Origin of the sequence: Flavobacterium oncorhynchi (assembly GCF_002217355.1) — a bacterium.
Lineage (GTDB): Bacteria > Bacteroidota > Bacteroidia > Flavobacteriales > Flavobacteriaceae > Flavobacterium > Flavobacterium oncorhynchi.
Genome location: NZ_MUHA01000001.1, coordinates 130,047 through 154,978, shown reverse-complemented (window position 1 = coordinate 154,978; position 24,932 = coordinate 130,047). Strand labels below are relative to the sequence as shown.

The window sequence follows — 24,932 nt, the reverse complement described above, 5'->3', positions numbered from 1 at the left end:
AGTTTTTAGAAGCATGCAAAATATATCATAAATATAGGTTTAAAATTATTCATTGACTATTTTTTACTATTTTTGCCAGCTGAAATATAAGAACCCAATATAGGGTTTTTGTTAGATAAAACATTAAACAAAAACAAATGATTTTACCAATTGTAGGATATGGCGACCCAGTTTTAAGAAAAGTGGGAACAGCGATTACGCCAGATTATCCAAACTTAAAAGAGACATTAGCAAACATGTATGAAACCATGTATAATGCATATGGAGTTGGGCTTGCTGCACCGCAGGTTGGCCTGCCAATTCGTGTGTTTGTTATTGATACAACTCCTTTTAGTGACGATGAGGATTTATCATCAAATGAGCAGAAAGATTTGAAAGGTTTTAAAAAGACTTTTATCAATGCAAAAATCATTAAAGAAGAAGGTGAAGAGTGGAGTTTTAATGAAGGATGTTTAAGTATTCCGGATGTTCGCGAAGACGTTTATAGAAAACCAACGGTTACAATCGAATATTGCGAAGAGGATTTTGTAATGAAAACAGAAGTTTTTGATGGTTTAATTGCCAGAGTTATTCAGCATGAATACGATCATATTGAAGGTGTTTTATTTACAGATAAAATATCATCTTTGAAAAAACGTTTGATTCAGAAAAAATTGAAAAACATTACTGAAGGCAAAACATTTCAAGAATATAGAATGAAATTTGCTGCTGCTAAAAAAGGAAGATAAATGTTCTAAATAATTTAGAACATAAAAAAATATAATAAAATTCTTAATACTAATTTTAATAAACATGAATTTAGACAAAATTTTAGCCATTTCTGGGAAACCAGGTTTATATGTATTGAAAGTACAGACTCGTACAGGTTTTGTGGCAGAATCATTATTAGACGGAAAAAAAATTACTGTAAACTTAAAAAGTAATGTAAGTTTATTATCAGAAATTTCAATTTATACATACGAAGGAGAAAAACCATTGACTGAAGTAATGCAAAAAATTGCTGCTAAAGAAAATAAAGGTCAAGCTATTTCACACAAAGAAGATAACGCAACATTAAGCGCTTATTTTAAAGAAATTTTACCAGAATATGATGAAGAAAGAGTTTATCCTTCTGATATTAAAAAAGTATTAAACTGGTATAATACACTTCAAGCTAAAGGTTTGGTTACTGATTTAGCACCAGCTGCTGCAGAAGCTCCAGAAGAAACTCCAGCAGTAGAAGAGAAAGTAAAAAAAGCTCCAGCTGCTAAAAAAGCAAAAGCTCAGAAAGAAGAATAATAGTTTTTCTGAATTTAAATATATTAATCCTGTTGAGATGTTTTCTTGACAGGATTTTTTACTTTTACAATCACTTGGCTGAAACATAAAAACAAGAAAAAATGAGCAAAGAACTTCAATTAAAAGCTTTTGAAAGATTATTGATTATAATGGATGAACTTCGTGAGCAATGCCCGTGGGATAAAAAACAAACATTGCAAACGTTAAGACATTTAACGATCGAAGAAACTTACGAGTTGGGTGATGCTATTTTAGATAATGATTTGAATGAAGTAAAAAAAGAACTGGGTGATTTACTGCTTCACATTGTTTTTTATGCAAAAATAGGTTCAGAAACAAATGATTTTGATATTGCTGATGTATGTAATGAAATTTGTGATAAATTAATTCATCGCCATCCTCATATATACAGCGACACAGTTGTGAAAGATGAAGAAGAAGTAAAACAAAACTGGGAAAAGCTTAAGCTGAAAGAAGGTAAAAAATCAGTTTTAGAAGGCGTGCCAAGAAGTCTTCCTGCGTTAGTAAAAGCAAGCCGTATTCAAGATAAAGTAAAAGGTGTCGGTTTTGATTGGGAAGAACCACATCAAGTTTGGGATAAAGTTCAAGAAGAATTAGAAGAACTTCAAGTAGAAGTTAGATCTGGTGATCAAGATAAAATTGAAGCCGAATTTGGAGATGTCCTATTTTCAATGATAAATTATGCCCGCTTTTTAAATGTTAATCCAGAAGATGCTCTAGAACGCACTAATAAAAAATTCATCAAGCGCTTTCAATATTTAGAAAGTAAAGCGGGTGAATTAGGAAAACCTTTAATGGATATGACTTTAGCTGAAATGGATGTTTTTTGGAACGAAGCAAAAAAGCAATAAATTATTCTGCCATTTTTTTTAAGGCTTTAATATTTTTAAGCATAATTTTTTTTCCAACAAGCTCGATTAAGTCTAGTTTATTAAAATCAGATAATAAACGAATGCAGCTTTCAGTTGCTGTACCAATTATTCCAGCTAATTCCTCTCTTGTAAGTTGTACTTTTAAGGTTTTGTCTGTGTTTTCACCAAAACCTTCATGCAATTGAAGTAAAGTTTCTGCTAAACGCTGTTTTACCGTTTTTTGAACTAAAGCAATTTTATCATTCTCAGATTCTTTTAAATCTTCGCAGACAGACTGCATCAAATTCAAAGAGAATTGATTGTTTGTATTAAAGAAATGTATGATTTCGTTTTTAGGAATAAAGCAAACCTCCATATCTGCAACCGCTTTTGCAGTTAAGTTTGCAGGTTCGTTGCTGATCATTGAGCGCTGTCCTAATAATTCACCAGATTTTACCAGTTTTACAATCTGATCTTTTCCGTTAGCGCTTAATTTAGAAAGTTTTCCAACACCATCTTTAACACAAAATACACCATTGGTAACTTCGCCTTCTTCAAAAATAGCTTCGCCTTTTTTAATTGTATAGGTGGTTTTGCTGCTAGCCAATTTTACAACTTCATCTTTACTGAGGGCTTTTAGAGAAGAAAGCTGTCTTACGATACATTGATCACATTTACTCATGGCAAAAAAATTTAGTGCAAAATTAACCAATATTGACGTTTAATACTAGTAATATCGTTTAAAATATCTATAAAAAAGAGGATGACGTAATTTGGCAGTTTTATTTTCATTAAATTAGAATTCTATTTCATTTTAATATGATAATTGTCATAGTAAAAAGAGGGACTTATTTTGAATATTTGTTGCATTAAAAAAAACAAATTATGATTGAGCAGAGTTGTTTTCATTGCGGACTAACTATTCCTAAAAATGAAGAAATCAATTTTGATGAAAAAAAGTTTTGTTGCACCGGCTGTAAAACGGTTTACGAAATTTTCAGTTTTCATGATTTGACCTGTTATTACGATTTTCAAAAATCACCGGGAGCAACGCCGCAAGATATTCAGGGAAAATATGATTTTTTAGATAATGAAGCAATCCTTTCAAAAGTTTTAGAATTTCAGGAAGGAAATACCGCTATAGTTTCATTAAGTATTCCGCATATTCATTGCAGTTCATGTATCTGGATTCTAGAAAATCTTAACCGTCTTGAAACAGGAATAAGCACTTCGCAGGTTAATTTTCCTGAAAAAAAAGTTCGAATTACATTCAATTCAGACGTAGTTTCACTAAAATCAATAGCTTATTTATTAAGTTCAATTGGTTATGAACCTTATATAAGTTTAGAAAATTACGAAACAGGAAAAAATAATGTCGACAGAAGTTTAACATATAAGCTTGGTGTAGCCTTTTTTTGCTTCGGAAATATAATGCTTCTTTCATTTCCTGAGTATTTTGAAATAAAAGAATTTTGGCTGGATAATTATAAACCCTTTTTCAGAATCTTAATTTTTGTTCTGGCACTGCCAAGTTTCTTATATTCTGCAAGTGGTTATTATGTTTCAGCTTATAAAAGCATAAAATCAAAAATGCTTAATATAGATATTCCAATTGCTTTAGGAATCATCGTAATGTTCATTCGCAGTACTTTTGATATGGTAATGAATTACGGTCCTGGCTTTTTTGATAGTCTAACAGGGTTAGTATTCTTTATGCTGCTTGGAAAAATGTTTCAAATTAAAACGTATAGTTTTTTAAGTTTCGAACGCGATTTTAAATCTTATTTTCCTATTGCAGTTACTCGTATAAATCCAGATTTATCTGAAGAAAGTGTTCCTATTTATGATGTTTTAAAAGGAAATCGCTTGTTGATACGAAATCAAGAATTAATTCCTGTTGATGGAATTTTAATAAGCGAAAAGGCTGAAATTGACTATAGTTTTGTGACTGGAGAAGCAGATCCTATTATTAAGAAGTCTGGAGATAAAGTATTTGCCGGCGGAAAACAGATTGGAAAAGTTATTGAAATGGAAGTATTGCAATCTGTTTCACAAAGTTATTTAACGCAACTATGGAGTAATGAGATATTTCAGAAAAAAGTACTTCAAAAACATAAAACAATTACCGATGCCATAAGCCGCTATTTTACTCCCATTTTATTATTGATTGCGTTTGCAGGTTTCGGTTATTGGATTTTTATAGATGCAACTACAGCATTTAATGTTTTTACGGCGGTTTTAATTGTTGCCTGTCCTTGCGCGCTTGCATTAACTGCTCCATTTACTTTTGGTAATATACTGCGTATAATGGGGAAACAGAAAATGTACTTAAAAAATGCATTGGTTATTGAGCAGCTGGCAAAAGTTGATACTATAGTTTTTGATAAAACAGGAACTATTACGACGAATAAAAAGTCTAATATTTTATATGAAGGAAAAGAGATTTCGAAAGAAAATTATATCCTGATAAAAAATGTTCTTCGTGGTTCAAATCATCCTTTAAGCCGTATGCTGTATGATTTTTTACCTGATGAGGATCGCGTTAAAATTGACGAATTTACGGAGATAACAGGAAAAGGAATTTTGGCAGAAGTTAATAATCGAACAATAAAAATCGGGTCAGCTTCTTTTGTGGGAAATCCAGGTTTAAATGCATCAGAAATAGAACGAACCGCACTGCATATTAAGATTGACGAGTTGTATTATGGACAGTTTGTATTTCAGAATAAGTATAGGGATGGTTTGGAAAAACTTTTTGCAACACTAAGCAGAGATTATAATATTAAAGTTCTTTCAGGAGATAATGATGGAGAAAGAGCCAATCTAGAAGCTATTTTACCTAAAAACACAGAACTGGTTTTTAATCAAAAGCCCGAACAAAAGCTTGATTTTATTAAAAAACTGCAAGATTCAGGAAAGAACGTGATGATGGTTGGCGATGGACTGAATGATGCTGGCGCATTAGCACAGAGTAACGTAGGAGTGTCAGTTTCTGAAAACGTTAATGTTTTTTCGCCAGCTTGTGATGCTATTTTGGATGCAGGAGAGTTTTATCGATTAGATTATTTTTTAAAACTGTCACATAAATCGATATTAATAATCAAAATGAGTTTTGGATTGTCGCTGTTGTATAACATAGTCGGGCTCTCATTTGCTGTAACAGGAAATTTACTACCTTTAGTAGCAGCCATTATTATGCCATTGAGCACAATTACAATTGTCAGCTTTGTAACTATCATGTCTAACTATTTCAGCAAGAGTAGTTTAGAATGATTTTAAATAATTCAAAGAGTAAATTTTATAAATTTAACATTATTCTTTGATTATGATAATTATCATATTTTACACGCAGGTAACCTATTAATTTTGTTAACATAAATTTACGGTATGAGTGTTATTTATCTATTAATTTCAGTGAGTATTTTCGTAGCAATATGTTTCTTTATTGCTTTTATCGCAGCTGTCAAATCAGGACAGTATGATGACGATTATACGCCTTCGGTCAGAATTCTTTTTGACGACGAAACCAAAATTACTTCCCAAAATAATAATTCACCAATAGAAGAAAAACAAGTATAATTATGGAAATGGAACAGTTTTATTACGACAACAAAATTGTAAAAAAATTCATTTACGCCACCATCCTTTTTGGAGTAGTGGGTATGTTAGTGGGGCTGACCTTAGCGGTCATGTACCTTTTTCCCAATTTGACAGATGGGATATCGTGGCTTAGTTATGGACGTTTAAGACCATTACACACCAATGCCGTTATTTTTGCATTTGTTGGAAATGCCTTTTTTGCCGGAATGTATTATTCTATGCAGAGATTGCTTAAAGCCAGAATGTTTAGTGACTTTTTAAGTAACTTACATTTTTGGGGCTGGCAGTTAATTATCGTAGCCGCTGCAATTACATTGCCATTAGGCTATACTTCTTCAAAAGAATATGCTGAGCTTGAGTGGCCTATAGATATTGCCATAGCGCTTATTTGGGTAGTAATGGGAATCAATATGATAGGTACAATGCTGCGACGCAGGGAACGTCACTTATATGTAGCTATTTGGTTTTACTTGGCTACGTTTGTAACTGTTGCAGTTCTTCATATTTTTAACAATATTGAAATTCCGGTTTCAGCATTAAAAAGTTATTCTGTTTATGCTGGTGTACAAGATGCCTTAGTGCAATGGTGGTACGGTCACAATGCAGTTGCATTTTTCTTGACAACGCCATTTTTAGGATTAATGTATTATTTCGTGCCTAAAGTAGCAAATCGTCCAGTATACTCTTATAGATTGTCGATTATTCACTTTTGGTCTTTAATCTTTATTTACATCTGGGCTGGACCTCACCACTTATTATACTCAGCATTACCTAACTGGGCTCAAAATTTAGGTGTTGCATTCTCAGTAATGTTAATTGCTCCATCATGGGGAGGTATGATCAACGGATTGTTAACATTAAGAGGGGCTTGGGATAAAGTTCGTGAAGAACCAGTTTTAAAATTCTTTGTAGTAGCTATTACAGGTTATGGTATGGCAACTTTTGAAGGACCGATGTTATCTCTTAAAAATGTAAATGCTATTGCGCATTATACGGACTGGATCGTTGCTCACGTACACGTTGGTGCATTAGCTTGGAACGGATTTATGTCTTTTGGTATCATTTATTGGTTGATTCCTCGAATGACAAAATCAGATTTATTCTCTAAGAAATTAGCAAATTTCCATTTCTGGATTGGTACATTAGGTATTATAGTATATACAATTCCATTATATGTAGCAGGTTTTCAACAAGCTTCAATGTGGAAACAATTTAATCCAGATGGTACATTAACATATGGAAATTTCCTTGAAACAGTAACTGCAATTATGCCAATGTATTGGATGAGAGCAATTGGAGGAAGTTTATACCTAATTGGTATGTTGACTTTGGTTTACAATATCATAATGACTGTAAAAGCTGGTCAGACAATTGAAGATGAATTGGCTCAAGCTCCAGCGTTGCAAAAAATCAGCAGCGGAAGACTTAATGGGGAAAAATTCCATTCTTGGTTAGAAAGAAAACCAATTCAATTAACAATTTTGGCTACAATAGCAATTTTAATTGGAGGTATTATTCAAATTGTACCAACCATTATGGTAAAATCTAATATACCAACAATTTCAAGTGTAAAACCTTATACACCATTAGAACTTGAAGGACGTGATCTGTATATCAGAGAAGGTTGTGTAGGTTGTCACTCACAATCAGTTCGACCATTTAGAAGTGAAGTTGAGCGTTATGGAGTACAAGCAAAAGCAGGAGAGTTTGTTTATGATCATCCGTTCTTATGGGGATCAAAACGTACAGGTCCAGATTTATTAAGAGTTGGTGGTAAGTATAATGATAACTGGCACTTTAATCATATGTGGAATCCGCAAAGTACTTCTGCTGGATCGATAATGCCAGGTTACAAGTGGTTGTTTGATAATGAGCCAATGGATATTTCATTAACTCAAAAGAAAATGAAAGCAATGATTTCGCTTGGTGTACCATACACAGAAGAGGAAGTTGCAAATGCACAAAGAACTTTAAGAGAACAGGCGGTTAAAATTGAAAAAAGTTTAGAAAGCGATCCTGATTTTGTAAAAAGTTATGAAGACAGCAGGAAAAAAGCAGAAGCTAAAGGTGAAAAATTTATTCCGATGAATGAAAGAGAAATCGTTGCTTTGATTGCTTACATTCAAAGACTTGGTACTGATATTAAAGTAAAAGAAACTTCTAAATAACAGCATTATGTTTGAACAAATAAAACACAATATGGAAACGATATCGGGTATAGAAATTTACCCGATTCTTTCTCTCTTGATTTTCTTTTTCTTTTTCGTAGGATTAGGCTTTTGGGTATTCTCTTATAAAAAAGATAAAATTCAAGAAATGAGCCAAATACCTTTAGAAGATAATTTAATTTCAAAAGATAGATAAAATGAAAAAGTTTTTCCCAGTATATGTTAGAGTACCGTTGATTTTTTTCATCGTTTTCGCTTTGATGGAGTATTTTATAGATTCAGGCGATAAACCAGCGTTTATTAAATACCCAATGGTATCTGTCTTTTTGTTTGTATTTCTATTTATTTTGATTGCAATCGAAATTACGCTTAGTGCAGTAAATCGTATCATGTATCAATTAATGTCTCCTGAAGAAAAAGCAAAAGCAGAGTATGAAAGCAGTTTGAGTCTTAAGGAAAGTACTTGGTACAAAGACTTAATGCATAAACTTACTAAGACAGTGCCAATGTCTAAAGAAGCAGATTTATTACTAGATCACGATTATGACGGTATTAAAGAACTTGATAATAATTTACCGCCATGGTGGGTTTATTTATTCTACATCTGTATCATTTTTGGAGTACTTTATGTAGTTCGTTATGATGTTTTAGGAGCTGATGATCAAGAAATGGAGCTTAAAAAAGAAATGGCTCAGGCAAAAATTGATGTCGAAGAATATATGAAAACTGCTCCAGATTTGATGGATGAAAAAACAGTTGTATTGCTTACAGATGCACCTAGTTTAGATGCCGGAAAAGAGATCTTTACAACAAATTGTGCAGCTTGTCATAGAGCAGATGGTGGAGGGCAGATTGGTCCAAACTTAACAGATAATCATTGGATTTTAGGGGGAGGAATCAAAGAAATATTTCATACCATTACAAATGGAGGTCGTGACGGTAAAGGAATGATCGCTTGGAAAGGAACTCTTAAACCAAAAGAAATTCAAAAGGTTGCCAGCTACATTTTATCATTGCAGGGAAGTAATCCAAAAGACCCAAAAGAAGCTGAAGGCGAAGTCTGGGCAGGAGAAGGTGCTCCTCAAGCAGATACTGCAGCAAATACACCAAAAGATACCACAGAAGTTAAAAAATAATTTAGAATATCATGTCAAATTTACCAGACGAAGCTTTTAGAGATACCATTGGAACTATAGATGAAGGCGGTAACAGGAAATTTATATTCCCTAAGAAACCGTCTGGTAAATTTTATAACTACAGAAAAATAGTCAGTTACATTTTACTGACTATTTTAATTGTTAATCCGTTTATCAAAGTAAACGGAAACCAATTTATGATGTTCAACATACTTGAACGTCGTTTTAATATTTTCGGATTTCCCTTTTGGCCCCAGGATTTCTACCTTTTCGTTATTTCAATACTTGTCGGTGTTGTATTTGTTATTTTGTTTACAGTAGTTTTTGGACGAATTTTTTGTGGATGGATATGTCCTCAAACTATTTTTTTAGAAATGGTATTTCGCCGAATCGAGTATTGGATTGACGGAGATCGTGGTGCACAGTCTCGTTTAGCAAGGCAAGAGTGGAATGCAGAAAAAATTAGAAAAAGAGTTGTTAAATGGACTATTTTCTTTTTAATCTCTTTTGGTATAGCAAATGTATTTCTTGCGTATTTAGTTGGCTCCGATGCTTTATTTTTAATGGTTGAACAAGGACCTGTTAAACAAGCAAGCAATTTTATAGCACTTCTTATTTTTACCGGAGTTTTTTATTTCGTTTTTGTGTGGTTTCGTGAACAGGTTTGTATTATTGCCTGTCCTTACGGACGATTACAAGGTGTTTTATTAGATAATAAATCAATAAATGTTGCGTATGATTTCGTACGAGGTGAAAAAGAAAATGGAAGAGCCAAATTCAATAAAAAAGAAGACAGAGCACTGACAGGAAAAGGTGATTGTATTGATTGTCTTCAATGCGTTCATGTATGCCCAATGGGTATTGATATTAGAAACGGAACTCAGCTTGAATGCACAAATTGTACTGCTTGTATAGATGAGTGTGATCATATTATGGAAAGTGTAGGATTGCCTAAAGGACTTATTCGTTATGCTTCTGAAGATGAGATTGCTAAAAAAGAGCCTTTTAAGTTCACAGCAAGAATGAAAGGTTATACCGCTGTACTGTTTATTTTATTGAGTATTTTTGTTGGAATGCTATTTTTAAGAACAAATGTTCAAGCAGTTGTTTTACGTTTACCTGGACAGCTTTTTCAACATAAAGGAGATAAAATCAGCAATGTTTATACCTACAAGATTGTTAACAAAACAATGAAAGATTACAATGATATTCATTTTGAGTTAATCGATCAAAAAGGAGAAATTAGAAACGTAGGAAAACAACATTTTAAAGTTCCAAAAGAAGGAATTTCGCAAGGAACCTTATTTATTGAAATAAATGAAGTATTGTTAGAAAGTGACAAAACCAAAGTGAAAATTGGTGTCTATAATGGTACCGAATTACTTGAAACAACGAATACAAATTTCTTAGGACCAAGAAGTTTTAACTAAATAAAGACAAGTATCATGAAAATTAATTGGGGAACTGGAATTGTCATTGCATTTGCATTGTTTATGACATTTATATTATACTTTGTTTTCGAAGTACAATCAAATAGTAAATATGATAATGATTTGGTTGTAGAAGAGTATTACAAGCATGATACTCATTTTCAAGAAGAAATGGCAAGAATTCAAAATGCACATGATTTGCAGTATAAGCCGTCTATTAAATATAGTCAAGATGGTGTACAGGTTACCTTTCCTACGAACTTTGAAAGTAGTAAAGTAAAAGGGAATGTTTTATTATATAGACCTTCAAATAAAAAATTTGATTTTGATACTCAAATTGCTTTAACAAATTCTTCATTGTTGATTCCGCAGAAAAAATTAATAAAAGGACGTTGGGATGTTAATATGGAGTGGCAGTACGAAGGGAAAAAATACCTGACAAAAGAAGTTATCTACGTAAATTAATCATAAAATGTTATTTTCTGCTCTAATATTTGGCCTTATAAGCAGTCTGCATTGTGTTGGAATGTGCGGACCAATAGCGATGATGCTTCCAGTAGATCATAACAATGAAACTAAGAAGGCAGCGCAGATTATTACTTATCATTTAGGACGATTATCTGCTTACGCCACAATCGGATTGGTTTTTGGACTGTTAGGGAGAGGTTTTTTTCTTGCCGGAATGCAGCAAAATATGTCAATTTTTATTGGTGTTGCAATGATCTTAATCGTTCTAATTCCAGAAAAAGTATTTGCTAAATACAATTTTTCGAAACCAGTATATAAAATTATTTCAAATATAAAATCGAGCCTGGGAAGCCAGTTTAAAAAGAAAAGTTACAAGTCTCTTTTTACTATTGGTTTATTAAATGGCTTTTTACCATGCGGAATGGTTTATGTTGCCTTGTTTGGTGCAATTGCCATGCAGAGCGCAGGACTAGGTGTGTTGTATATGCTGCTGTATGGATTAGGAACTATTCCTTTAATGACAGTTGTAGTTTATATTAACTCATTACTAAAATTACCTTTTAGAAACAAAATTCAAAAAGCAATTCCTTATGTTGCAGTAATAATTGGAGCATTGTTTATTTTGAGAGGTTTAGGGTTAGGAATTCCTTATTTATCTCCTTCAAATATGAATTTGTTTGTTCAGGCAACTCCAAATTGTCATTAAAACTTTCTTCTATCAAATTTCCCTTAAGTTTGATATTTTTTAAACCGTCATTGAGAATAAATTAGTCTCAGGAGATTTTCTTTTTAAATGTAAATCAAAAGCCATACAGATATTACGAACAAATGGTCTTCCAGCTTCAGTAATTTTTAGTTTATTTTCTTCAATTACAATTAATTTGTCTTTCTCAATTTCTTCAAGATCTAATAATACTGCCGGTAATTCTTTAAAGTAAAGTGATTCGTTACTCCATGAAGTTTCAAGATCGCAAGTAAGGTTTAAGATGTGTTTTCTAATAATTAAATCTTCATCATTTAAAATATGTCCTTTTACTATTGGCAGTTGATCTTCCCTTAAAATTCGGTAATATTCTTCAAGACTTTTCGTGTTTTGAGCAAAACTATACCAGCTGTCACTGATAGATGAAACTCCTAAGCCTATCATAAGCTGCGTTTTAGATGCACTGTATCCCATAAAGTTTCGATGCATTTTTTTATTATGCGCGGCGTGAAATAAACTGTCAGAAGACAAAGCAAAGTGATCCATACCAATTTCATGATAACCGTTGGCAGAAAGCAATTGTTTTCCAGTTTCATATAATTGTCTTTTCTCAGCGTCTTTAGGCAGGTTTTCTTCATTAAAGCCACGTTGTCCGTTTCCTTTTATCCAAGGCACATGAGCATAGCTGTAAAACGCCAAACGGTCTGGTTTTAATGAATTTGTTTTTTCAACCGTATCAATAACGTCTTCAACAGTTTGAAAAGGCAGACCAAAGATAATATCGTGTCCGATAGATTTATAGCCAATTTCTTTTGCCCAAAAAGTAACTTTTGCTACATTATGAAAAGGTTGTATACGATGTATTGCTTTTTGTACTTTTTCGGCATAATCCTGAACACCAAAACTAACTCGGCGGAAGCCTAAATCATATAGTTTTTTTAATTGCTCGTAGGTAGTATTATTAGGATGTCCTTCAAAGCTAAATTCATAATTATCAGCTTTGTCGGCTAATTTAAAAATACCATTAATTAAATGTTCTAAATTTTCGGTAGAAAAAAAGGTTGGAGTACCGCCGCCTAGATGAATTTCTTTAATGAAAGGTTTTTCAGGAAGCAACTCACAGTATAATCTCCATTCTTTTAAAATTGCACTTATGTATATCTCCTCAACAGAATGATTTTTTGTAATTCTTTTGTTACAGCCGCAAAAGGTACACATGCTTTCGCAGAATGGCAGATGCAGGTACAAACTTATTCCGTTTTGTGAATTACTTTCTGAGAAGGATTTTTGAAAAGAAGACTTCCATTGTTCTACAGTAAAGGCAGACTCGTTCCAATAAGGAACAGTTGGGTAACTTGTATATCTAGGGCCTGGTACATTGTACTTCTGGGTTAGTGAAATTTTCATAAGACAAATTTATTTTCCCCCAAAGTTAGTTATTGATAAGTAGATGTAAAATGACAAATGTCATGTATCGATCAAAAAAAAGGAGACTCATAATGAGCCTCCCTTTACTGAATTAAATAACTAACATTAAATAGAATCCTGAATGATTTTAAGCCATTTTTTTGCAAACATATGATCTTGGTATACGCTTATCTGTTTAATGCGGTCATCGTCAAAATCATAGAATGGAATTGTAATTTTTTTAGAAGTTTCTTTATCCTGAAATTCAAAATCAATTTTAACAATGGTTTCTGAATTGCCTTCAGTGGTTAAAACTAACTTGCATGATGATACACTTTTTAAGTCAACAAAAATCGATTCCTGTTGGTTAGGATTGAAGTTCATTAAAATAAACTTTCGGTTTTTTTGATCTATTGTAAGTGTTTTGTTGTTTTGTGATTCCGTTAAATCAAAATCTTCGGGATGAGTTGGATTGAACTTCTTTTTTATGTCTAAAATTTTTGATTTGTTCGCTGCGCTTGATCGTGCAGAAAAATATACTGGTACGGCAACTATGATCGCAATCACAATGCCTATTATTGTAATACTTGTGTCCATTTCTTTTAAAATTTGATAAATACATGAAATTATAAACGGTTTTCCTGAACGAAAACGGTTTACGAGTGCGAGAAGAAAAAAATCTTCCTTAAAGTTTCATAAGTATACTACCAAAAAAAGTGGAAAGGGTAGAGCATTATTAAGATTTTCTTGCTCTGAGTAGAAAATTGATTGACAAAGTTTGAAGCTGGCTTTTCAATTCTATAGTGTGGAATAGCCAGTAATAAAGAATCAAACCACTTTATTACACCAGAATTGGTGTGTTTAATATTCGCGGCCAATTGATAACCTGCCTGAGGTTGAATAAATGCAGACGAATCTGGTGTTTCTTTACCGAAATTGGTATCCGTTTTTTGAGTTTCGATTTTTTGCACCACAGCGCTTTCTGCTTGAGCAGCAAAAAGTCCAATAATCAAGAGTGATATAAAAAATACAATTTTACGAATCCAATTCATGCGGGCGAAATTAGTTCATAAAATACAATAAAAGAAATTTAGAATGCTAATTACTTCTTAAAAAAAGGTTTATTAAATTATCCTCAATTTATTTTTATTAAATTGAGGATAATAAAACATTATTGTTGCATTTTAAAATAATAGTCAGCAGAGTGTTTTCCACCGCCATAAAACAAGAAAAATATGCAAAGTAACAATACAACGATTGCTAAAGCTAAGCTTTCAGAATGCATGTGTCCCATGAAATTGATAAGAACTGCTCCAAATAGTATTGGTAATTGAGCGGCGATTGCCCAGCGGGTAAGCAGCCCAAAAAAGATCATTATACCTCCAATCATATGAGCGGGGGCGATATAATGTAAAAGAAACATTCCGCCTCCGAATCGATCTATTGGAGAAATCAAATCATGCAGATATTGAACGTTCGTTACAAAAGAAACCCCTTTCATAAATAAGAAAACCCCCAATATTACACGTACTAAATCTACTGGTAAATAAGTGTGCGAGTTTGCCCACTTATTCAAGCTTTTTACATTTTCCATGATACAACGAGATTAAAAATTATATACTAAGTTACTAATTTTTAGTGATATATTTAATTTAAGTATCTGGAAATAAGTTTTTTGATATTATTTTAACACGTTTGAAAAGTAGTATGTAATTTAAACTTGAATAACTCCTAAGTTAAATGGCTTTTGAATAGGAGCGTGGTTTGCCGCTTCAATTCCCATTGAAATCCATTTACGAGTGTCCAACGGATCAATTATGGCGTCTGTCCATAATCTAGACGCAGCATAATAAGGCGAAGTTTGTTCGTCGTAACGTGCTTTTATTTTATTAAAAAGTTCAGTTTCTTTTTCTTCGTCAATAATTTCTCCTTTTGCTTTAAGTGAAGAAGCTTCAATTTGTGCTAAAACTTTTGCTGCTTGAGTACCACCCATAACCGCCAGCTCTGCACTTGGCCATGCAAAAATTAATCTTGGGTCATAAGCTTTACCGCACATGGCATAGTTTCCTGCTCCATAAGAGTTTCCTACAATTACAGTGAACTTAGGTACGACCGAATTACTTACGGCATTGACCATTTTGGCACCGTCTTTAATAATTCCGCCATGTTCAGATTTTGATCCCACCATAAAACCAGTAACATCTTGCAGAAATACCAAAGGAATTTTCTTTTGATTGCAATTGGCTATAAATCGGGTTGCTTTGTCAGCACTGTCAGAATAGATAACACCGCCAAACTGCATTTCGCCTTTTTTTGTCTTAACTACTTTTCGTTGATTAGCAACAATCCCTACAGCCCAGCCGTCAATTCTGGCGTATCCAGTAATTAATGATTGACCGTAACCATCTTTATAAGCTTCAAATTCTGAATTATCAACGAGACGATTGATTATTTCCATCATATCGTACTGCTCATTTCGGGCTTTTGGCAAAATTCCGTAGATATCATTTGGTTCTAATGCTGGTTTTTCGGCTTTGATTCGACTATAACCTGCTTTATCAAAATCACCAATTTTATCGACTATATTTTTAATTTTGTCTAGAGCATCTTTATCATCTTTAGCCTTATAATCAGTCACACCCGAAATCTCGCAATGCGTTGTTGCTCCGCCCAAAGTTTCATTATCTATTGTTTCGCCAATAGCTGCTTTTACTAAATAACTTCCAGCAAGGAAAATACTGCCCGTTTTATCTACAATTAAGGCTTCGTCACTCATAATTGGAAGATAAGCCCCGCCGGCAACACAACTGCCCATTACAGCGGCAATTTGCGTAATGCCCATACTGCTCATTTGAGCGTTATTTCTAAAAATTCGCCCAAAATGTTCTTTGTCTGGAAAAATTTCATCTTGAAGCGGCAGATAAACACCTGCACTGTCAACTAAATAAATGATGGGAAGTTTGTTTTCAATCGCAATTTCCTGCGCTCGCAGATTTTTTTTGGCAGTTATAGGAAACCATGCTCCTGCTTTTACAGTAGCATCATTTGCAACAACAATACATTGTTTGCCTTTTACATAGCCAATTTTAACAACCACGCCGGCAGAAGGACATCCGCCATGTTCTTTGTACATTCCTTCGCCTGCAAAACCGCCAACTTCAATACTATTTGAATTTTCATCCAATAAATAAGCTATTCGTTCACGAGCCGTCATTTTTCCTTCGGCATGTAATTTCTCAATGCGTTTTTCACCGCCGCCCAATTTTACTTTGGCAAATTTTTGTTTTAATTCAGAAAGGAGTAATTTATTATGATCTTCGTTTTTATTGAAGTTTAAATCCATGATATAGTATTGATTTTGTAAAATAGTGTTGGCTAATTTACAAAATCAATTGAAATAAATAGAGTATTTCGAATTTGCCTTAACTTTAATTTTAGAGGATTTTATTTTCTTAAATAAAAAAGCAGAAGCCAACCGCTTCTGCTTTTTTTATAGCTATATAAATTGTATTATTTTTTCGGATTGCAAGCTATTCTTTTTAATGTTGCCCATTGTTTTAAAGCATCACGTGCTTCAACAGCTGGATAACCCAACATTGTTTTTCCTGCTGAAACATCGCCTATAACACCAGAACCAGCACCAATAACAGCACCGTCTCCAATTGTCGTGTGATCTTTTATAGAAGCGCTTCCGCCAATAATAACTCCGTTTCCTAAAGTTACTGATCCGGCCAAACCGCTGTTTCCAGCCATAATACAAAATTTTCCTAATTTACTGTTATGTCCAATTTGAACTAAATTATCAATTTTACAGCCGTCGCCTAAAATTGTCGAGCTGAATTTCCCGCGGTCAACACAAGAGTTTGCTCCAATTTCAACGCCGTTTCCTATTATTACGTTTCCAATTTGTGGAATTTTGACTAAACCTTTTTCAGAACATGGGCGAAACCCGAAACCGTCGGCTCCAATTGTAGCATTTGGGTGAATAATACAATCGTTACCAATGTGGCAGCGCTCGCGAACTACTGACCCTGACCAAATAACAGTGTTTTTTCCGATAGTGCATTCGTCTAAAATTGTCACATTTGGATATAAAGTTGCATTTGCTCCAATTTCAACTTTTGGACCAATATAACATCCTGCTCCAATCTTAGCGCCTTCGCCAATTATTGCAGTCTCATCTACAGTTGCAGTTTTGTGAATGTTTGTGCGAAATATTGGAGTAGGAGGGGCAAAAAGATTTAGAATTTGTGACATTGCTAAATCTGCGTTTTTTACTTTAATAAAAGCACGATTTTCTCCTGGTTCGATCGAAATATCTTCATTAACAACTGCAATTGAAGCATTTGATGCTGACCAATATTTTTCATATTTTTTGTTTCCTATAAACGAAATTTCAGAAGTGGTGGCTTTTTCTAATTGCTCGGTTGCGGTTACGCTTTGTGAAGTTGTGCCATAGATTACACCATTAATTACTTCGTTAATTTCTTGAATAGAATAGGATTTCATTGATAAGTTTAATTGACTAAGGGTTTATTTTTTGCCAAATAAAATGAAATAGATTTTAATTACCTAATAAAATTTTCAAGTTTTTTGATAAAAGTTTATAATAATAGTTTAAATATTACAAAATTAACATTTTACCTATTAATTTAATGAATGTATTCTAATTTTACGTACTGCCTTTTCTTGTATTATCGATGTTTAAGCAGTTAAATATTGAAAAAAAATACGGAGATAGAAGAGAATCATTTTGTTGATAGGTAGTGACTTACATTTTTAATGTTAATTAATGTTTTAATATTTGTGCAAAAAAAAAGCGATTCCTTTTTTGAGTTAAGGAATCGCTTTTTATTAGTCTTTAATTTTAGAGAGTGAAATTGCATTAATGCAATATCTCAAGCCGCTTGGTTGTGGTCCGTCTGGAAAAACATGTCCTAAATGTGCGTCACATACATTGCAGACAACCTCAACGCGAATCATTCCGTATGATTTATCAGCATGATAAGCAATTGCATTTTCTTTTATTGGCTGTGTAAAAGAGGGCCAGCCTGTTCCTGATTCGAATTTTTCTGAAGCATCAAAAAGTAAAGTGCCACAGCATTTACATTCATAAATTCCAGGATCAAATAAACTGCAAAGCTCAGAACTAAAAGATCTCTCAGTTCCTTTTAAGCGTGTTACTTGAAACTCTTCGGGAGTTAAAAGCTGTTTCCATTCATCTTCAGTTTTTTCAACTCTTTTTTCAGGAGCTGGATTTCCTTTATTTGTAAAATGAATTACATCTGCCCATTTTATCATAATTTTTTTCTTTAAAGTTTACTGTAAACTAAAACTAACTACTAAAGACTGAGTAATGACCACTTTTGATTATTCCTCTTCTTTCTGTCCCATCATCATTAAAAATGCTTTCAAGAACGGGTCAATATTTCCGTTCATTACGCCATCTACGTCGCTTGTTTCATAACCAGTACGAACATCTTTTACTAATTTATAAGGCTGCATTACATAATTGCGTATTTGCGAACCCCATTCGATTTTCATTTTTCCAGCTTCAATATCGGCACGTTGTGCTTGTTGTTTTTTTAATTCAATTTCGTACAACTGAGAACGAAGCATTTGCATTGCACGTTGTCTGTTATCTTGCTGAGATCTTGTTTCAGAACACTGAATTTGGATTCCGGTTGGTTTGTGTACCAATTGAACTTTTGTTTCTACCTTATTTACGTTTTGTCCTCCAGCTCCACTTGAACGAGAAGTAGTAATTTCGATATCAGCAGGATTAATGTCAATTTCGATACTGTCATCAACCAGCGGATAAACATACACAGAAGCAAATGAGGTATGGCGTTTTGCATTACTGTCAAAAGGTGAAATTCTAACTAAACGATGTACACCGTTTTCTCCTTTTAAATACCCAAATGAATAATCCCCTTCAAATTCTAAAGTAACTGTTTTGATTCCAGCAACATCACCGGCTTGAAAGTTCAACTCTTTTATTTTATAGCCATAACTTTCTCCCCACATCATGTACATACGCATTAGCATTCCTGCCCAATCACAGCTTTCAGTTCCGCCAGCTCCAGCAGTGATTTGAAGAACAGCACTTAAACTGTCGCCTTCATCAGAAAGCATGTTTTTGAATTCGATGTTTTCTATATGAGATTGTGTAACGTTGTATTGTTCGTCAAGTTCATCTGCAGAAAGTTCTCCTTCTTTATAAAAATCATACGCCAGCTGCAATTCTTCTGTAAGTGAAACAGCTTTATCATAATCTTCAATCCATTTTTTCTTGTTTCGAAGATTTTTTACAATACTTTCTGCTTCTTTAGGGTTGTTCCAAAAATCAGGAGCGAAAGTTTTTTCTTCTTCGTTTGCAATTTCGATTAGCTTGGCATCAACGTCAAAGATACCTCCTCAACGCACCAAGGCGCTCCACAATACCTTTTACTTGTTCGGCTGTTGTCATAAATTAATAAGTGTTTTTTTATTTGTTTTTTGCCGTTACTACGTTTCTATAGAAAAAAAATACAACGTAATTTCGTTGTACAAAAATAAGATATAGTTTTTAGAATTTACACTAAATCATTAGGGATAATATAAAGGAAATACTATTTGTCTAAAAAAGATTGATTAATACTAATTTGGAAGATATATTTTGGTTTAGTTGAAAAAGTTTTAAAAATAACAACTTATTTTTTGAATTATTAAGACATGATTTATATGTTTTTTATAAATATTACGTTAATTTGGTTCTATAGTTATGTGGCAAGTTAAAATTTATTAAAACTTGCGATCAAAAACTAACAGTAATATGTAATTTTGCTGTCCAAAAAAAAGATATAGTTTTATATGGAAATAAATTTAATTAGCGATACCATAACTAAACCTACACAGGAGATGCTGCAGTATATGTTTAACGCTCATGTTGGCGATGATGTATACAAACAAGATCCTACGGTTATAGAATTAGAAACAAGAGTAGCTGAGTTTTTTGGTATGGAAGCTGGACTTTTTTTTCCGTCAGGAACTATGGCAAACCAAACAGCTATAAAACTGCATACGCAGCCGGGTGAGCAATTAATTGCTGATAAATATGCACACGTTTATCATTATGAAGGAGGAGGAGTTTCTTTTAACAGCGGTGTTTCCTGCTGTTTATTAGACGGTCATCGCGGTATGATAAATGCAAAACAGGTTGCGGCAGCTATAAATGATCCTGAATTTTATCACAGTCCTTTAACAAGCTTGGTTTGTGTAGAAAATACGACTAACAAAGGCGGTGGTGCTTGTTATGAATTAGAAGATCTAAGAGAAATAAAAAAAGTCTGTGATGCAAATAATTTAAAATTCCATTTAGATGGAGCTAGAATTTGGAATGCATTAGTAGCAAAAAGACAAAATCCGAAGGAATTTGGGGCGATTTTCGACACTATATCGGTTTGTTTATCAAAAGGATTAGGAGCTCCAATTGGTTCTGTTTTGCTTGGAAGTAAAGCTGATATTCATAGAGCGTTGAGAATCAGAAAGATATTAGGCGGAGGGATGCGTCAAGTTGGTTATTTGGCAGCTGCAGGATTATATGCTTTGGCAAATAATATTGAACGTCTGGCAGAAGATCATAGAAGAGCAAAAGAAATTGGAGCTATTTTGAGTACAAAATCATGGGTTGCCTCAGTAGAACCAGTAGAAACTAATATTTTGATTTTTTCTTTAGCAGAAGGATACAGCGATCAGCTTTTAATAGAAAAATTAAAACAGAAAAATATTATAATAAGCTCGCTTGGACATAATAAACTCCGAATTGTAACGCATTTAGATTATAAGGAGGTTATGCATAGCTATGTAGTGGAAATGCTTTCGAAGATTTAATTTTAAAGGTTCAAAGTGGCAAAGGCTCAAAGTGACAAAGGCATAGAGAATAACGTTAAACAAAAAAAAGACGCAACGCGTCTTTTTTTTTGTTTAAAGAATTGAAGTTTTTATACATTAAGCAAAGAAAACCTCTGTTCCTCTGAACCTTTGCCACTTTGAATCTTAAAAAAAAACTATTTAAACAAATTATCCATTCCTGGAATCATTGGCATATCCATTTTTGCAACAGCGTCCAATTCTCTTTCGTTTACGCTTGTTGCTTTTTCAATTGCCTTATTTAAAGTTACAATTAAGTAATCTTCAAGTTGTTCTTTGTCTTCTAATAGAGAATCATCTATAGAGATTGTTTTTATTTTTCTATTGGCAGTTAATGTTACTTTTAATAATCCGTCAGCGCTTTGTTCGTCAATTAAAACAGTATCTAGGCGTTTCTTTGTATCTTCAATTTTTTGCTGGGTTTCTTTAAGTTTTCCCATCATTCCCATTAAATCCATTTTTTGTTGATTTTTAAATTATTTCATACAAAATTAGTATATTGCTTTATGATTACAATAGAATATTTTATGAAAAAATTAATTCCCGTTCTATTCTGATTGTAGTATTTTTGCCTTTCCGTATTTAAAAACTAATGCTTAATTAAATAATGCAAAACGATATATTGGCTCCAAAGGCTAAAGAAATTCCAAAAACATTAAAGAAACATAAAGAATCTAGGATAGATAATTATTTTTGGCTGAACGATCGCGAGAATCCAGAAGTTATTGATTATTTGAATAAAGAGAATGAGTTTTATCAAAAAATGACCGCTCATACAAAGGATTTACAAGAGTCGTTGTATGAGGAAATGAAAGCAAGAATTAAAGAAGATGATTCATCAGTTCCTTATTTCTACAACGGATATTTTTATATTACACGATTTGAAACCGGTCAGGATTATCCAATATTTGCTAGAAAAAAGGGCAGTCTTTCTGCAGATGAAGAAATTTTATTCAACTGTAATGAACTAGCAAAGGGTCATGCTTATTTCAAATTAGGAGGCTTAAGTATAAGTCCAGATAATAAATTTGTCACTTTTGGAGTTGACATTGTTGGAAGAAGAATTTACACGATTCAGATTAAAAATCTTGAAACTGGAGAAGTGTTATCAGATAAAATCGAAAATGCAACTGGAGGATCTGTTTGGGCAAATGATAATAAGACGATTTTTTATACCAGACAAGATGAAGTTACCTTAAGAGCAGATAAAATTTTTAGACATAAACTAAATACAGATTCTAAAACAGATGTTTTAGTTTATGATGAAGTTGATGATACTTTTAATGTTTCGGTAAGTAAAGAAAAGTCAAGAAAGTACATTGTAATAAGCTCTGGAAGTACTTTAACAACTGAATATAGAATTTTAAATTCAGATAATCCTGATGGTGAATTTGAGGTTTTTCAGCCTCGTGTTCGTGGTTTAGAGTATAGTATTTCGCACTACGAAGACTCTTTTTATATTTTAACTAATAAAGATAAGGCGACTAATTTTAAATTAATGAAAACGTCTGAAAATAAAACAGGAAAGAAAAATTGGGTAGATCTTATTCCGCATCGTGAAGATGTTTTGTTAGAAGATATAGAGATCTTTAAAAACTTTCTGGTTGTAGAAGAGCGCTCAAACGGTTTAAATCACATTCGAATTATGCCTTGGGGTGAAGATGAAGATTATTATCTGCCATTTGGCAGTGAAACTTATAACGCCTATACTACAACAAATATTGATTTTGATACAGATGTTTTGCGATACAGCTATCAATCGCTTGCGACGCCGTCGTCTGTTATTGATTTTAATATGAAAACCAAAACCAAAGAGATCTTAAAAGAGCAACAGGTTTTAGGAGGAAAGTTTGATAAAGAAAATTACATCGAAGAACGTGTTTGGGCAACTGCAAGAGATGGTGTAAAAGTGCCAATTTCGATGATTTACAGAAAAGGATTGAAGAAAAACGGAAAAAATCCGCTGTTATTATACTCGTATGGTTCTTACGGAATTACAATGGATACTTATTTTTCTTCAACAAGGCTTTCTTTGTTAGACCGTGGTTTTGTTTACGCGATCGCACATATTAGAGGCGGAGAAGACTTAGGAAGACAATGGTATGAAGATGGGAAACTGTTAAAAAAGAAAAATACCTTTACAGATTTCATCGATTGCTCTAAATTTGTAATTAACGAAAATTATACATCTCCTGAACATTTATATGCTGAAGGAGGATCTGCAGGAGGACTTTTAATGGGAGTTGTTGTTAATGAAGCTCCAGAATTATACAACGGAGTTATTGCTCAGGTGCCTTTTGTAGATGTTATTACAACGATGCTGGATGACAGTATTCCGCTTACAACTGGAGAATATGATGAATGGGGAAACCCAAATAATAAAAAGTATTACGATTATATGTTATCGTACTCACCGTATGATAATGTAAAAGCGCAAAACTATCCTAATATGTATGTATCAACAGGATTGCATGATTCTCAGGTACAATATTGGGAGCCAGCTAAATGGGTGGCTAAATTGAGAGATTTAAAAACAAATAATAATTTTTTGTTTTTAGATACCAATATGGATGCTGGCCATGGTGGGGCTTCAGGACGTTTTGAGGCTTTGAGAGACTTAGCAAAGGAATTTAGTTTTTTATTAGATTTAGAAAAAATTAAAAGCTAATTAAAAATTTTTTGTTAAATTTGCAACCTATCGAGGTTATTTTAAAATACCATCTCGATTAACTATTTTTTTATGAAAGAAGAAATAAACGCTTATAATAATGTTTTAGAATTAATAGGTAATACCCCGCTTATTAAACTAAATAAAGTCACCGAAGAGTTAGAAGGAAATTTCTACGCAAAGGTAGAAGCTTTTAATCCAGGTCATTCCTCAAAAGATAGAATAGCGTTATATATTATCGAAGAAGCCGAGAAAAAGGGAATTTTATCACCAGGTGATACTATTATCGAAACTACATCAGGTAATACAGGTTTTAGTTTGGCAATGGTAAGCATTATAAAAGGTTACAATTGTATTTTGGCAGTAAGTTCAAAATCATCCAAAGATAAAATTGACATGCTGCGAAGTTTAGGTGCCAAAGTATATGTTTGCCCTGCGCACGTTTCTGCAGATGATGAAAGATCGTATTACAATGTAGCTAAACGACTTCACGAGGAAACAAAAGGATCGGTTTATATCAATCAGTATTTTAATCAATTAAATATTGATGCCCACTACAATACTACAGGTCCTGAAATTTGGGAACAAACGAAAGGAAAAATTACACATCTTATTGCTTGCAGCGGAACTGGAGGAACAATTTCTGGAACAGCAAAATTCTTAAAAGAGCAAAATCCGAATATTAGAATTTTAGGTGTTGACGCTTTTGGATCAGTATTGAAGAAATACCACGAAACAAAAGAATTTGATAATAAAGAGATTTATCCATACCGAATTGAAGGTTTAGGAAAAAATTTAATTCCATCAGCTACAGATTTTGATATTATTGATAAATTCATGAAAGTGACCGATGAGGAGAGTGCGCACTCAGCCAGAGAAATCACTAGAAAAGAAGGTTTGTTTGTAGGTTATACTTCTGGAGCAGTAATGCAGGCTATTAAACAATATGCAGAAGAAGGAGAGTTTACAAAAGACAGTAACATTATAGCGATTTTCCCAGATCATGGTTCGCGTTATATGAGTAAAGTATTTAGTGATGACTGGATGAATGAACAAGGTTTCTTTGATAGTGTTAATGAAGAAGAAGCTCAAAAAATTGAATTTGTAAAGTAGGTTAGACTGCTTTTTTAGATATTAGAACTCCATTCGTATTTGCGAATGGAGTTTTTTTTTTGGGGAACTATTTTTAGTTGATAATACGATTGGGTGTAATAATTGATTTTTGAAATTACGGATGTATTTGTTTTAAGTGAGAATACCGTATTTATACGTAAGAAATTTTTAGTTTAAT

At 33.0% G+C, this 24,932-nt stretch carries 24 protein-coding genes; 14 read left to right on the top strand and 10 right to left on the bottom strand.

Annotated elements, in window-relative coordinates; all coding sequences use genetic code 11:
* Positions 1–137: 137 nt before the first annotated feature.
* The 3 genes from def (at position 138) to mazG (ending at position 2,150) form a co-directional block, all read left to right on the top strand.
* Positions 138–728 (top strand): peptide deformylase, encoded by a 591-nt coding sequence (gene def / locus B0A75_RS00715; RefSeq protein WP_089052375.1) that lies wholly within the window; start codon positions 138–140, stop codon positions 726–728.
* Between the two features lie 64 nt (positions 729–792).
* Positions 793–1,278 (top strand): DUF5606 family protein, encoded by a 486-nt coding sequence (locus tag B0A75_RS00710; RefSeq protein WP_089052374.1) that lies wholly within the window; start codon positions 793–795, stop codon positions 1,276–1,278.
* A gap of 101 nt (positions 1,279–1,379) precedes the next feature.
* Positions 1,380–2,150: a nucleoside triphosphate pyrophosphohydrolase gene (gene mazG / locus B0A75_RS00705; protein ID WP_089052373.1), complete on the top strand. Its 771-nt coding sequence runs from the start codon at positions 1,380–1,382 to the stop codon at positions 2,148–2,150.
* A gap of 1 nt (position 2,151) precedes the next feature.
* On the opposite strand, the gene B0A75_RS00700 is transcribed toward mazG, so the two are convergent.
* On the bottom strand, positions 2,152–2,832 hold the full coding sequence (locus B0A75_RS00700; protein WP_089052372.1) for a Crp/Fnr family transcriptional regulator: 681 nt from the start codon (positions 2,830–2,832) through the stop codon (positions 2,152–2,154).
* Between the two features lie 203 nt (positions 2,833–3,035).
* Here B0A75_RS00700 and B0A75_RS00695 point away from each other — a divergent pair, with 203 nt between their 5' ends.
* The 8 genes from B0A75_RS00695 to B0A75_RS00660 all read left to right on the top strand — a co-directional run bounded on the left by B0A75_RS00695 (position 3,036) and on the right by B0A75_RS00660 (position 11,658).
* Positions 3,036–5,423, top strand: a complete 2,388-nt coding sequence (locus tag B0A75_RS00695) for a heavy metal translocating P-type ATPase (RefSeq protein WP_089052371.1) — start codon at positions 3,036–3,038, stop codon at positions 5,421–5,423.
* Between the two features lie 114 nt (positions 5,424–5,537).
* Positions 5,538–5,729: a cbb3-type cytochrome oxidase assembly protein CcoS gene (ccoS, locus tag B0A75_RS00690; protein ID WP_089052370.1), complete on the top strand. Its 192-nt coding sequence runs from the start codon at positions 5,538–5,540 to the stop codon at positions 5,727–5,729.
* A gap of 2 nt (positions 5,730–5,731) precedes the next feature.
* Entirely contained in the window at positions 5,732–7,918 is a 2,187-nt protein-coding gene (ccoN, locus tag B0A75_RS00685) for a cytochrome-c oxidase, cbb3-type subunit I (RefSeq protein ID WP_089052369.1), read from the top strand.
* 7 nt (positions 7,919–7,925) lie between these two features.
* A complete protein-coding gene (locus B0A75_RS00680; protein WP_089052368.1) occupies positions 7,926–8,114 on the top strand; it encodes a CcoQ/FixQ family Cbb3-type cytochrome c oxidase assembly chaperone in 189 nt (62 codons plus the stop codon).
* A gap of 1 nt (position 8,115) precedes the next feature.
* The gene (locus B0A75_RS00675) at positions 8,116–9,054 is read left to right on the top strand and encodes a cbb3-type cytochrome c oxidase N-terminal domain-containing protein (protein ID WP_089052367.1); all 939 of its coding nucleotides are present in this window, start codon (positions 8,116–8,118) and stop codon (positions 9,052–9,054) included.
* Between the two features lie 11 nt (positions 9,055–9,065).
* Positions 9,066–10,484: a cytochrome c oxidase accessory protein CcoG gene (gene ccoG, locus B0A75_RS00670; RefSeq protein ID WP_089052366.1), complete on the top strand. Its 1,419-nt coding sequence runs from the start codon at positions 9,066–9,068 to the stop codon at positions 10,482–10,484.
* Positions 10,485–10,499: 15 nt separating this feature from the next.
* Complete coding sequence (locus B0A75_RS00665) at positions 10,500–10,949, top strand: FixH family protein (RefSeq protein ID WP_089052365.1); 450 nt, start codon at positions 10,500–10,502, stop codon at positions 10,947–10,949.
* Positions 10,950–10,956: 7 nt separating this feature from the next.
* A complete protein-coding gene (locus B0A75_RS00660; protein WP_089052364.1) occupies positions 10,957–11,658 on the top strand; it encodes a sulfite exporter TauE/SafE family protein in 702 nt (233 codons plus the stop codon).
* A 39-nt stretch (positions 11,659–11,697) separates the two neighbouring features.
* On the opposite strand, the gene hemN is transcribed toward B0A75_RS00660, so the two are convergent.
* The 8 genes from hemN to prfB form a co-directional block, all read right to left on the bottom strand.
* Positions 11,698–13,062, bottom strand: coding sequence for an oxygen-independent coproporphyrinogen III oxidase (gene hemN / locus B0A75_RS00655; RefSeq protein WP_089052363.1), 1,365 nt, complete (start codon positions 13,060–13,062; stop codon positions 11,698–11,700).
* Positions 13,063–13,188: 126 nt separating this feature from the next.
* On the bottom strand, positions 13,189–13,659 hold the full coding sequence (locus tag B0A75_RS00650) for a hypothetical protein (protein ID WP_089052362.1): 471 nt from the start codon (positions 13,657–13,659) through the stop codon (positions 13,189–13,191).
* A gap of 107 nt (positions 13,660–13,766) precedes the next feature.
* Positions 13,767–14,114 (bottom strand): hypothetical protein, encoded by a 348-nt coding sequence (locus B0A75_RS00645; protein WP_089052361.1) that lies wholly within the window; start codon positions 14,112–14,114, stop codon positions 13,767–13,769.
* 119 nt (positions 14,115–14,233) lie between these two features.
* The gene (locus B0A75_RS00640) at positions 14,234–14,656 is read right to left on the bottom strand and encodes a DoxX family protein (RefSeq protein ID WP_089052360.1); all 423 of its coding nucleotides are present in this window, start codon (positions 14,654–14,656) and stop codon (positions 14,234–14,236) included.
* 120 nt (positions 14,657–14,776) lie between these two features.
* Positions 14,777–16,405: an acyl-CoA carboxylase subunit beta gene (locus B0A75_RS00635; RefSeq protein WP_089052359.1), complete on the bottom strand. Its 1,629-nt coding sequence runs from the start codon at positions 16,403–16,405 to the stop codon at positions 14,777–14,779.
* A 167-nt stretch (positions 16,406–16,572) separates the two neighbouring features.
* Positions 16,573–17,571 (bottom strand): UDP-3-O-(3-hydroxymyristoyl)glucosamine N-acyltransferase, encoded by a 999-nt coding sequence (gene lpxD / locus B0A75_RS00630; protein ID WP_089052358.1) that lies wholly within the window; start codon positions 17,569–17,571, stop codon positions 16,573–16,575.
* A 345-nt stretch (positions 17,572–17,916) separates the two neighbouring features.
* Entirely contained in the window at positions 17,917–18,363 is a 447-nt protein-coding gene (gene msrB / locus B0A75_RS00625; protein ID WP_089052357.1) for a peptide-methionine (R)-S-oxide reductase MsrB, read from the bottom strand.
* A 69-nt stretch (positions 18,364–18,432) separates the two neighbouring features.
* Positions 18,433–19,531, bottom strand: a protein-coding gene (gene prfB / locus B0A75_RS00620) for a peptide chain release factor 2 (RefSeq protein ID WP_123872295.1) whose coding sequence is annotated in 2 segments (ribosomal slippage) — positions 18,433–19,467 and positions 19,469–19,531 — 1,098 coding nt in all. Because the reading frame shifts where the segments join, the coding sequence is not laid out codon by codon here.
* Between the two features lie 383 nt (positions 19,532–19,914).
* Here prfB and B0A75_RS00615 point away from each other — a divergent pair.
* Entirely contained in the window at positions 19,915–20,934 is a 1,020-nt protein-coding gene (locus tag B0A75_RS00615; RefSeq protein ID WP_089052355.1) for a threonine aldolase family protein, read from the top strand.
* Positions 20,935–21,110: 176 nt separating this feature from the next.
* Here B0A75_RS00615 and B0A75_RS00610 read toward each other — a convergent pair whose 3' ends face one another.
* Complete coding sequence (locus tag B0A75_RS00610) at positions 21,111–21,431, bottom strand: YbaB/EbfC family nucleoid-associated protein (protein ID WP_089052354.1); 321 nt, start codon at positions 21,429–21,431, stop codon at positions 21,111–21,113.
* Positions 21,432–21,580: 149 nt separating this feature from the next.
* Here B0A75_RS00610 and B0A75_RS00605 point away from each other — a divergent pair, with 149 nt between their 5' ends.
* Together B0A75_RS00605 and B0A75_RS00600 are read left to right on the top strand one after the other, a co-directional pair.
* Positions 21,581–23,641 carry a S9 family peptidase gene (locus tag B0A75_RS00605; protein WP_089052353.1) on the top strand — a complete coding sequence of 687 codons (2,061 nt, stop codon included), beginning with the start codon at positions 21,581–21,583 and terminating at the stop codon, positions 23,639–23,641.
* Between the two features lie 72 nt (positions 23,642–23,713).
* Complete coding sequence (locus B0A75_RS00600) at positions 23,714–24,754, top strand: PLP-dependent cysteine synthase family protein (protein WP_089052352.1); 1,041 nt, start codon at positions 23,714–23,716, stop codon at positions 24,752–24,754.
* The last annotated feature ends 178 nt before the right edge of the window (positions 24,755–24,932 follow it).

Coding starts and splice junctions, on each gene's coding strand:
- B0A75_RS00680 (WP_089052368.1), top strand. CDS start 7,926: ATGTTTGAACAAATAAAACACAATATGGAAACGATATCGGGTATAGAA.
- msrB (WP_089052357.1), bottom strand. CDS start 18,363: ATGATAAAATGGGCAGATGTAATTCATTTTACAAATAAAGGAAATCCA.
- B0A75_RS00675 (WP_089052367.1), top strand. CDS start 8,116: ATGAAAAAGTTTTTCCCAGTATATGTTAGAGTACCGTTGATTTTTTTC.
- B0A75_RS00640 (WP_089052360.1), bottom strand. CDS start 14,656: ATGGAAAATGTAAAAAGCTTGAATAAGTGGGCAAACTCGCACACTTAT.
- mazG (WP_089052373.1), top strand. CDS start 1,380: ATGAGCAAAGAACTTCAATTAAAAGCTTTTGAAAGATTATTGATTATA.
- B0A75_RS00660 (WP_089052364.1), top strand. CDS start 10,957: ATGTTATTTTCTGCTCTAATATTTGGCCTTATAAGCAGTCTGCATTGT.
- ccoG (WP_089052366.1), top strand. CDS start 9,066: ATGTCAAATTTACCAGACGAAGCTTTTAGAGATACCATTGGAACTATA.
- B0A75_RS00615 (WP_089052355.1), top strand. CDS start 19,915: ATGGAAATAAATTTAATTAGCGATACCATAACTAAACCTACACAGGAG.
- B0A75_RS00700 (WP_089052372.1), bottom strand. CDS start 2,832: ATGAGTAAATGTGATCAATGTATCGTAAGACAGCTTTCTTCTCTAAAA.
- B0A75_RS00645 (WP_089052361.1), bottom strand. CDS start 14,114: ATGAATTGGATTCGTAAAATTGTATTTTTTATATCACTCTTGATTATT.
- lpxD (WP_089052358.1), bottom strand. CDS start 17,571: ATGAAATCCTATTCTATTCAAGAAATTAACGAAGTAATTAATGGTGTA.
- hemN (WP_089052363.1), bottom strand. CDS start 13,062: ATGAAAATTTCACTAACCCAGAAGTACAATGTACCAGGCCCTAGATAT.
- B0A75_RS00610 (WP_089052354.1), bottom strand. CDS start 21,431: ATGGATTTAATGGGAATGATGGGAAAACTTAAAGAAACCCAGCAAAAA.
- B0A75_RS00665 (WP_089052365.1), top strand. CDS start 10,500: ATGAAAATTAATTGGGGAACTGGAATTGTCATTGCATTTGCATTGTTT.
- B0A75_RS00605 (WP_089052353.1), top strand. CDS start 21,581: ATGCAAAACGATATATTGGCTCCAAAGGCTAAAGAAATTCCAAAAACA.
- ccoS (WP_089052370.1), top strand. CDS start 5,538: ATGAGTGTTATTTATCTATTAATTTCAGTGAGTATTTTCGTAGCAATA.
- B0A75_RS00650 (WP_089052362.1), bottom strand. CDS start 13,659: ATGGACACAAGTATTACAATAATAGGCATTGTGATTGCGATCATAGTT.
- B0A75_RS00710 (WP_089052374.1), top strand. CDS start 793: ATGAATTTAGACAAAATTTTAGCCATTTCTGGGAAACCAGGTTTATAT.
- def (WP_089052375.1), top strand. CDS start 138: ATGATTTTACCAATTGTAGGATATGGCGACCCAGTTTTAAGAAAAGTG.
- B0A75_RS00635 (WP_089052359.1), bottom strand. CDS start 16,405: ATGGATTTAAACTTCAATAAAAACGAAGATCATAATAAATTACTCCTT.
- B0A75_RS00600 (WP_089052352.1), top strand. CDS start 23,714: ATGAAAGAAGAAATAAACGCTTATAATAATGTTTTAGAATTAATAGGT.
- B0A75_RS00695 (WP_089052371.1), top strand. CDS start 3,036: ATGATTGAGCAGAGTTGTTTTCATTGCGGACTAACTATTCCTAAAAAT.
- ccoN (WP_089052369.1), top strand. CDS start 5,732: ATGGAAATGGAACAGTTTTATTACGACAACAAAATTGTAAAAAAATTC.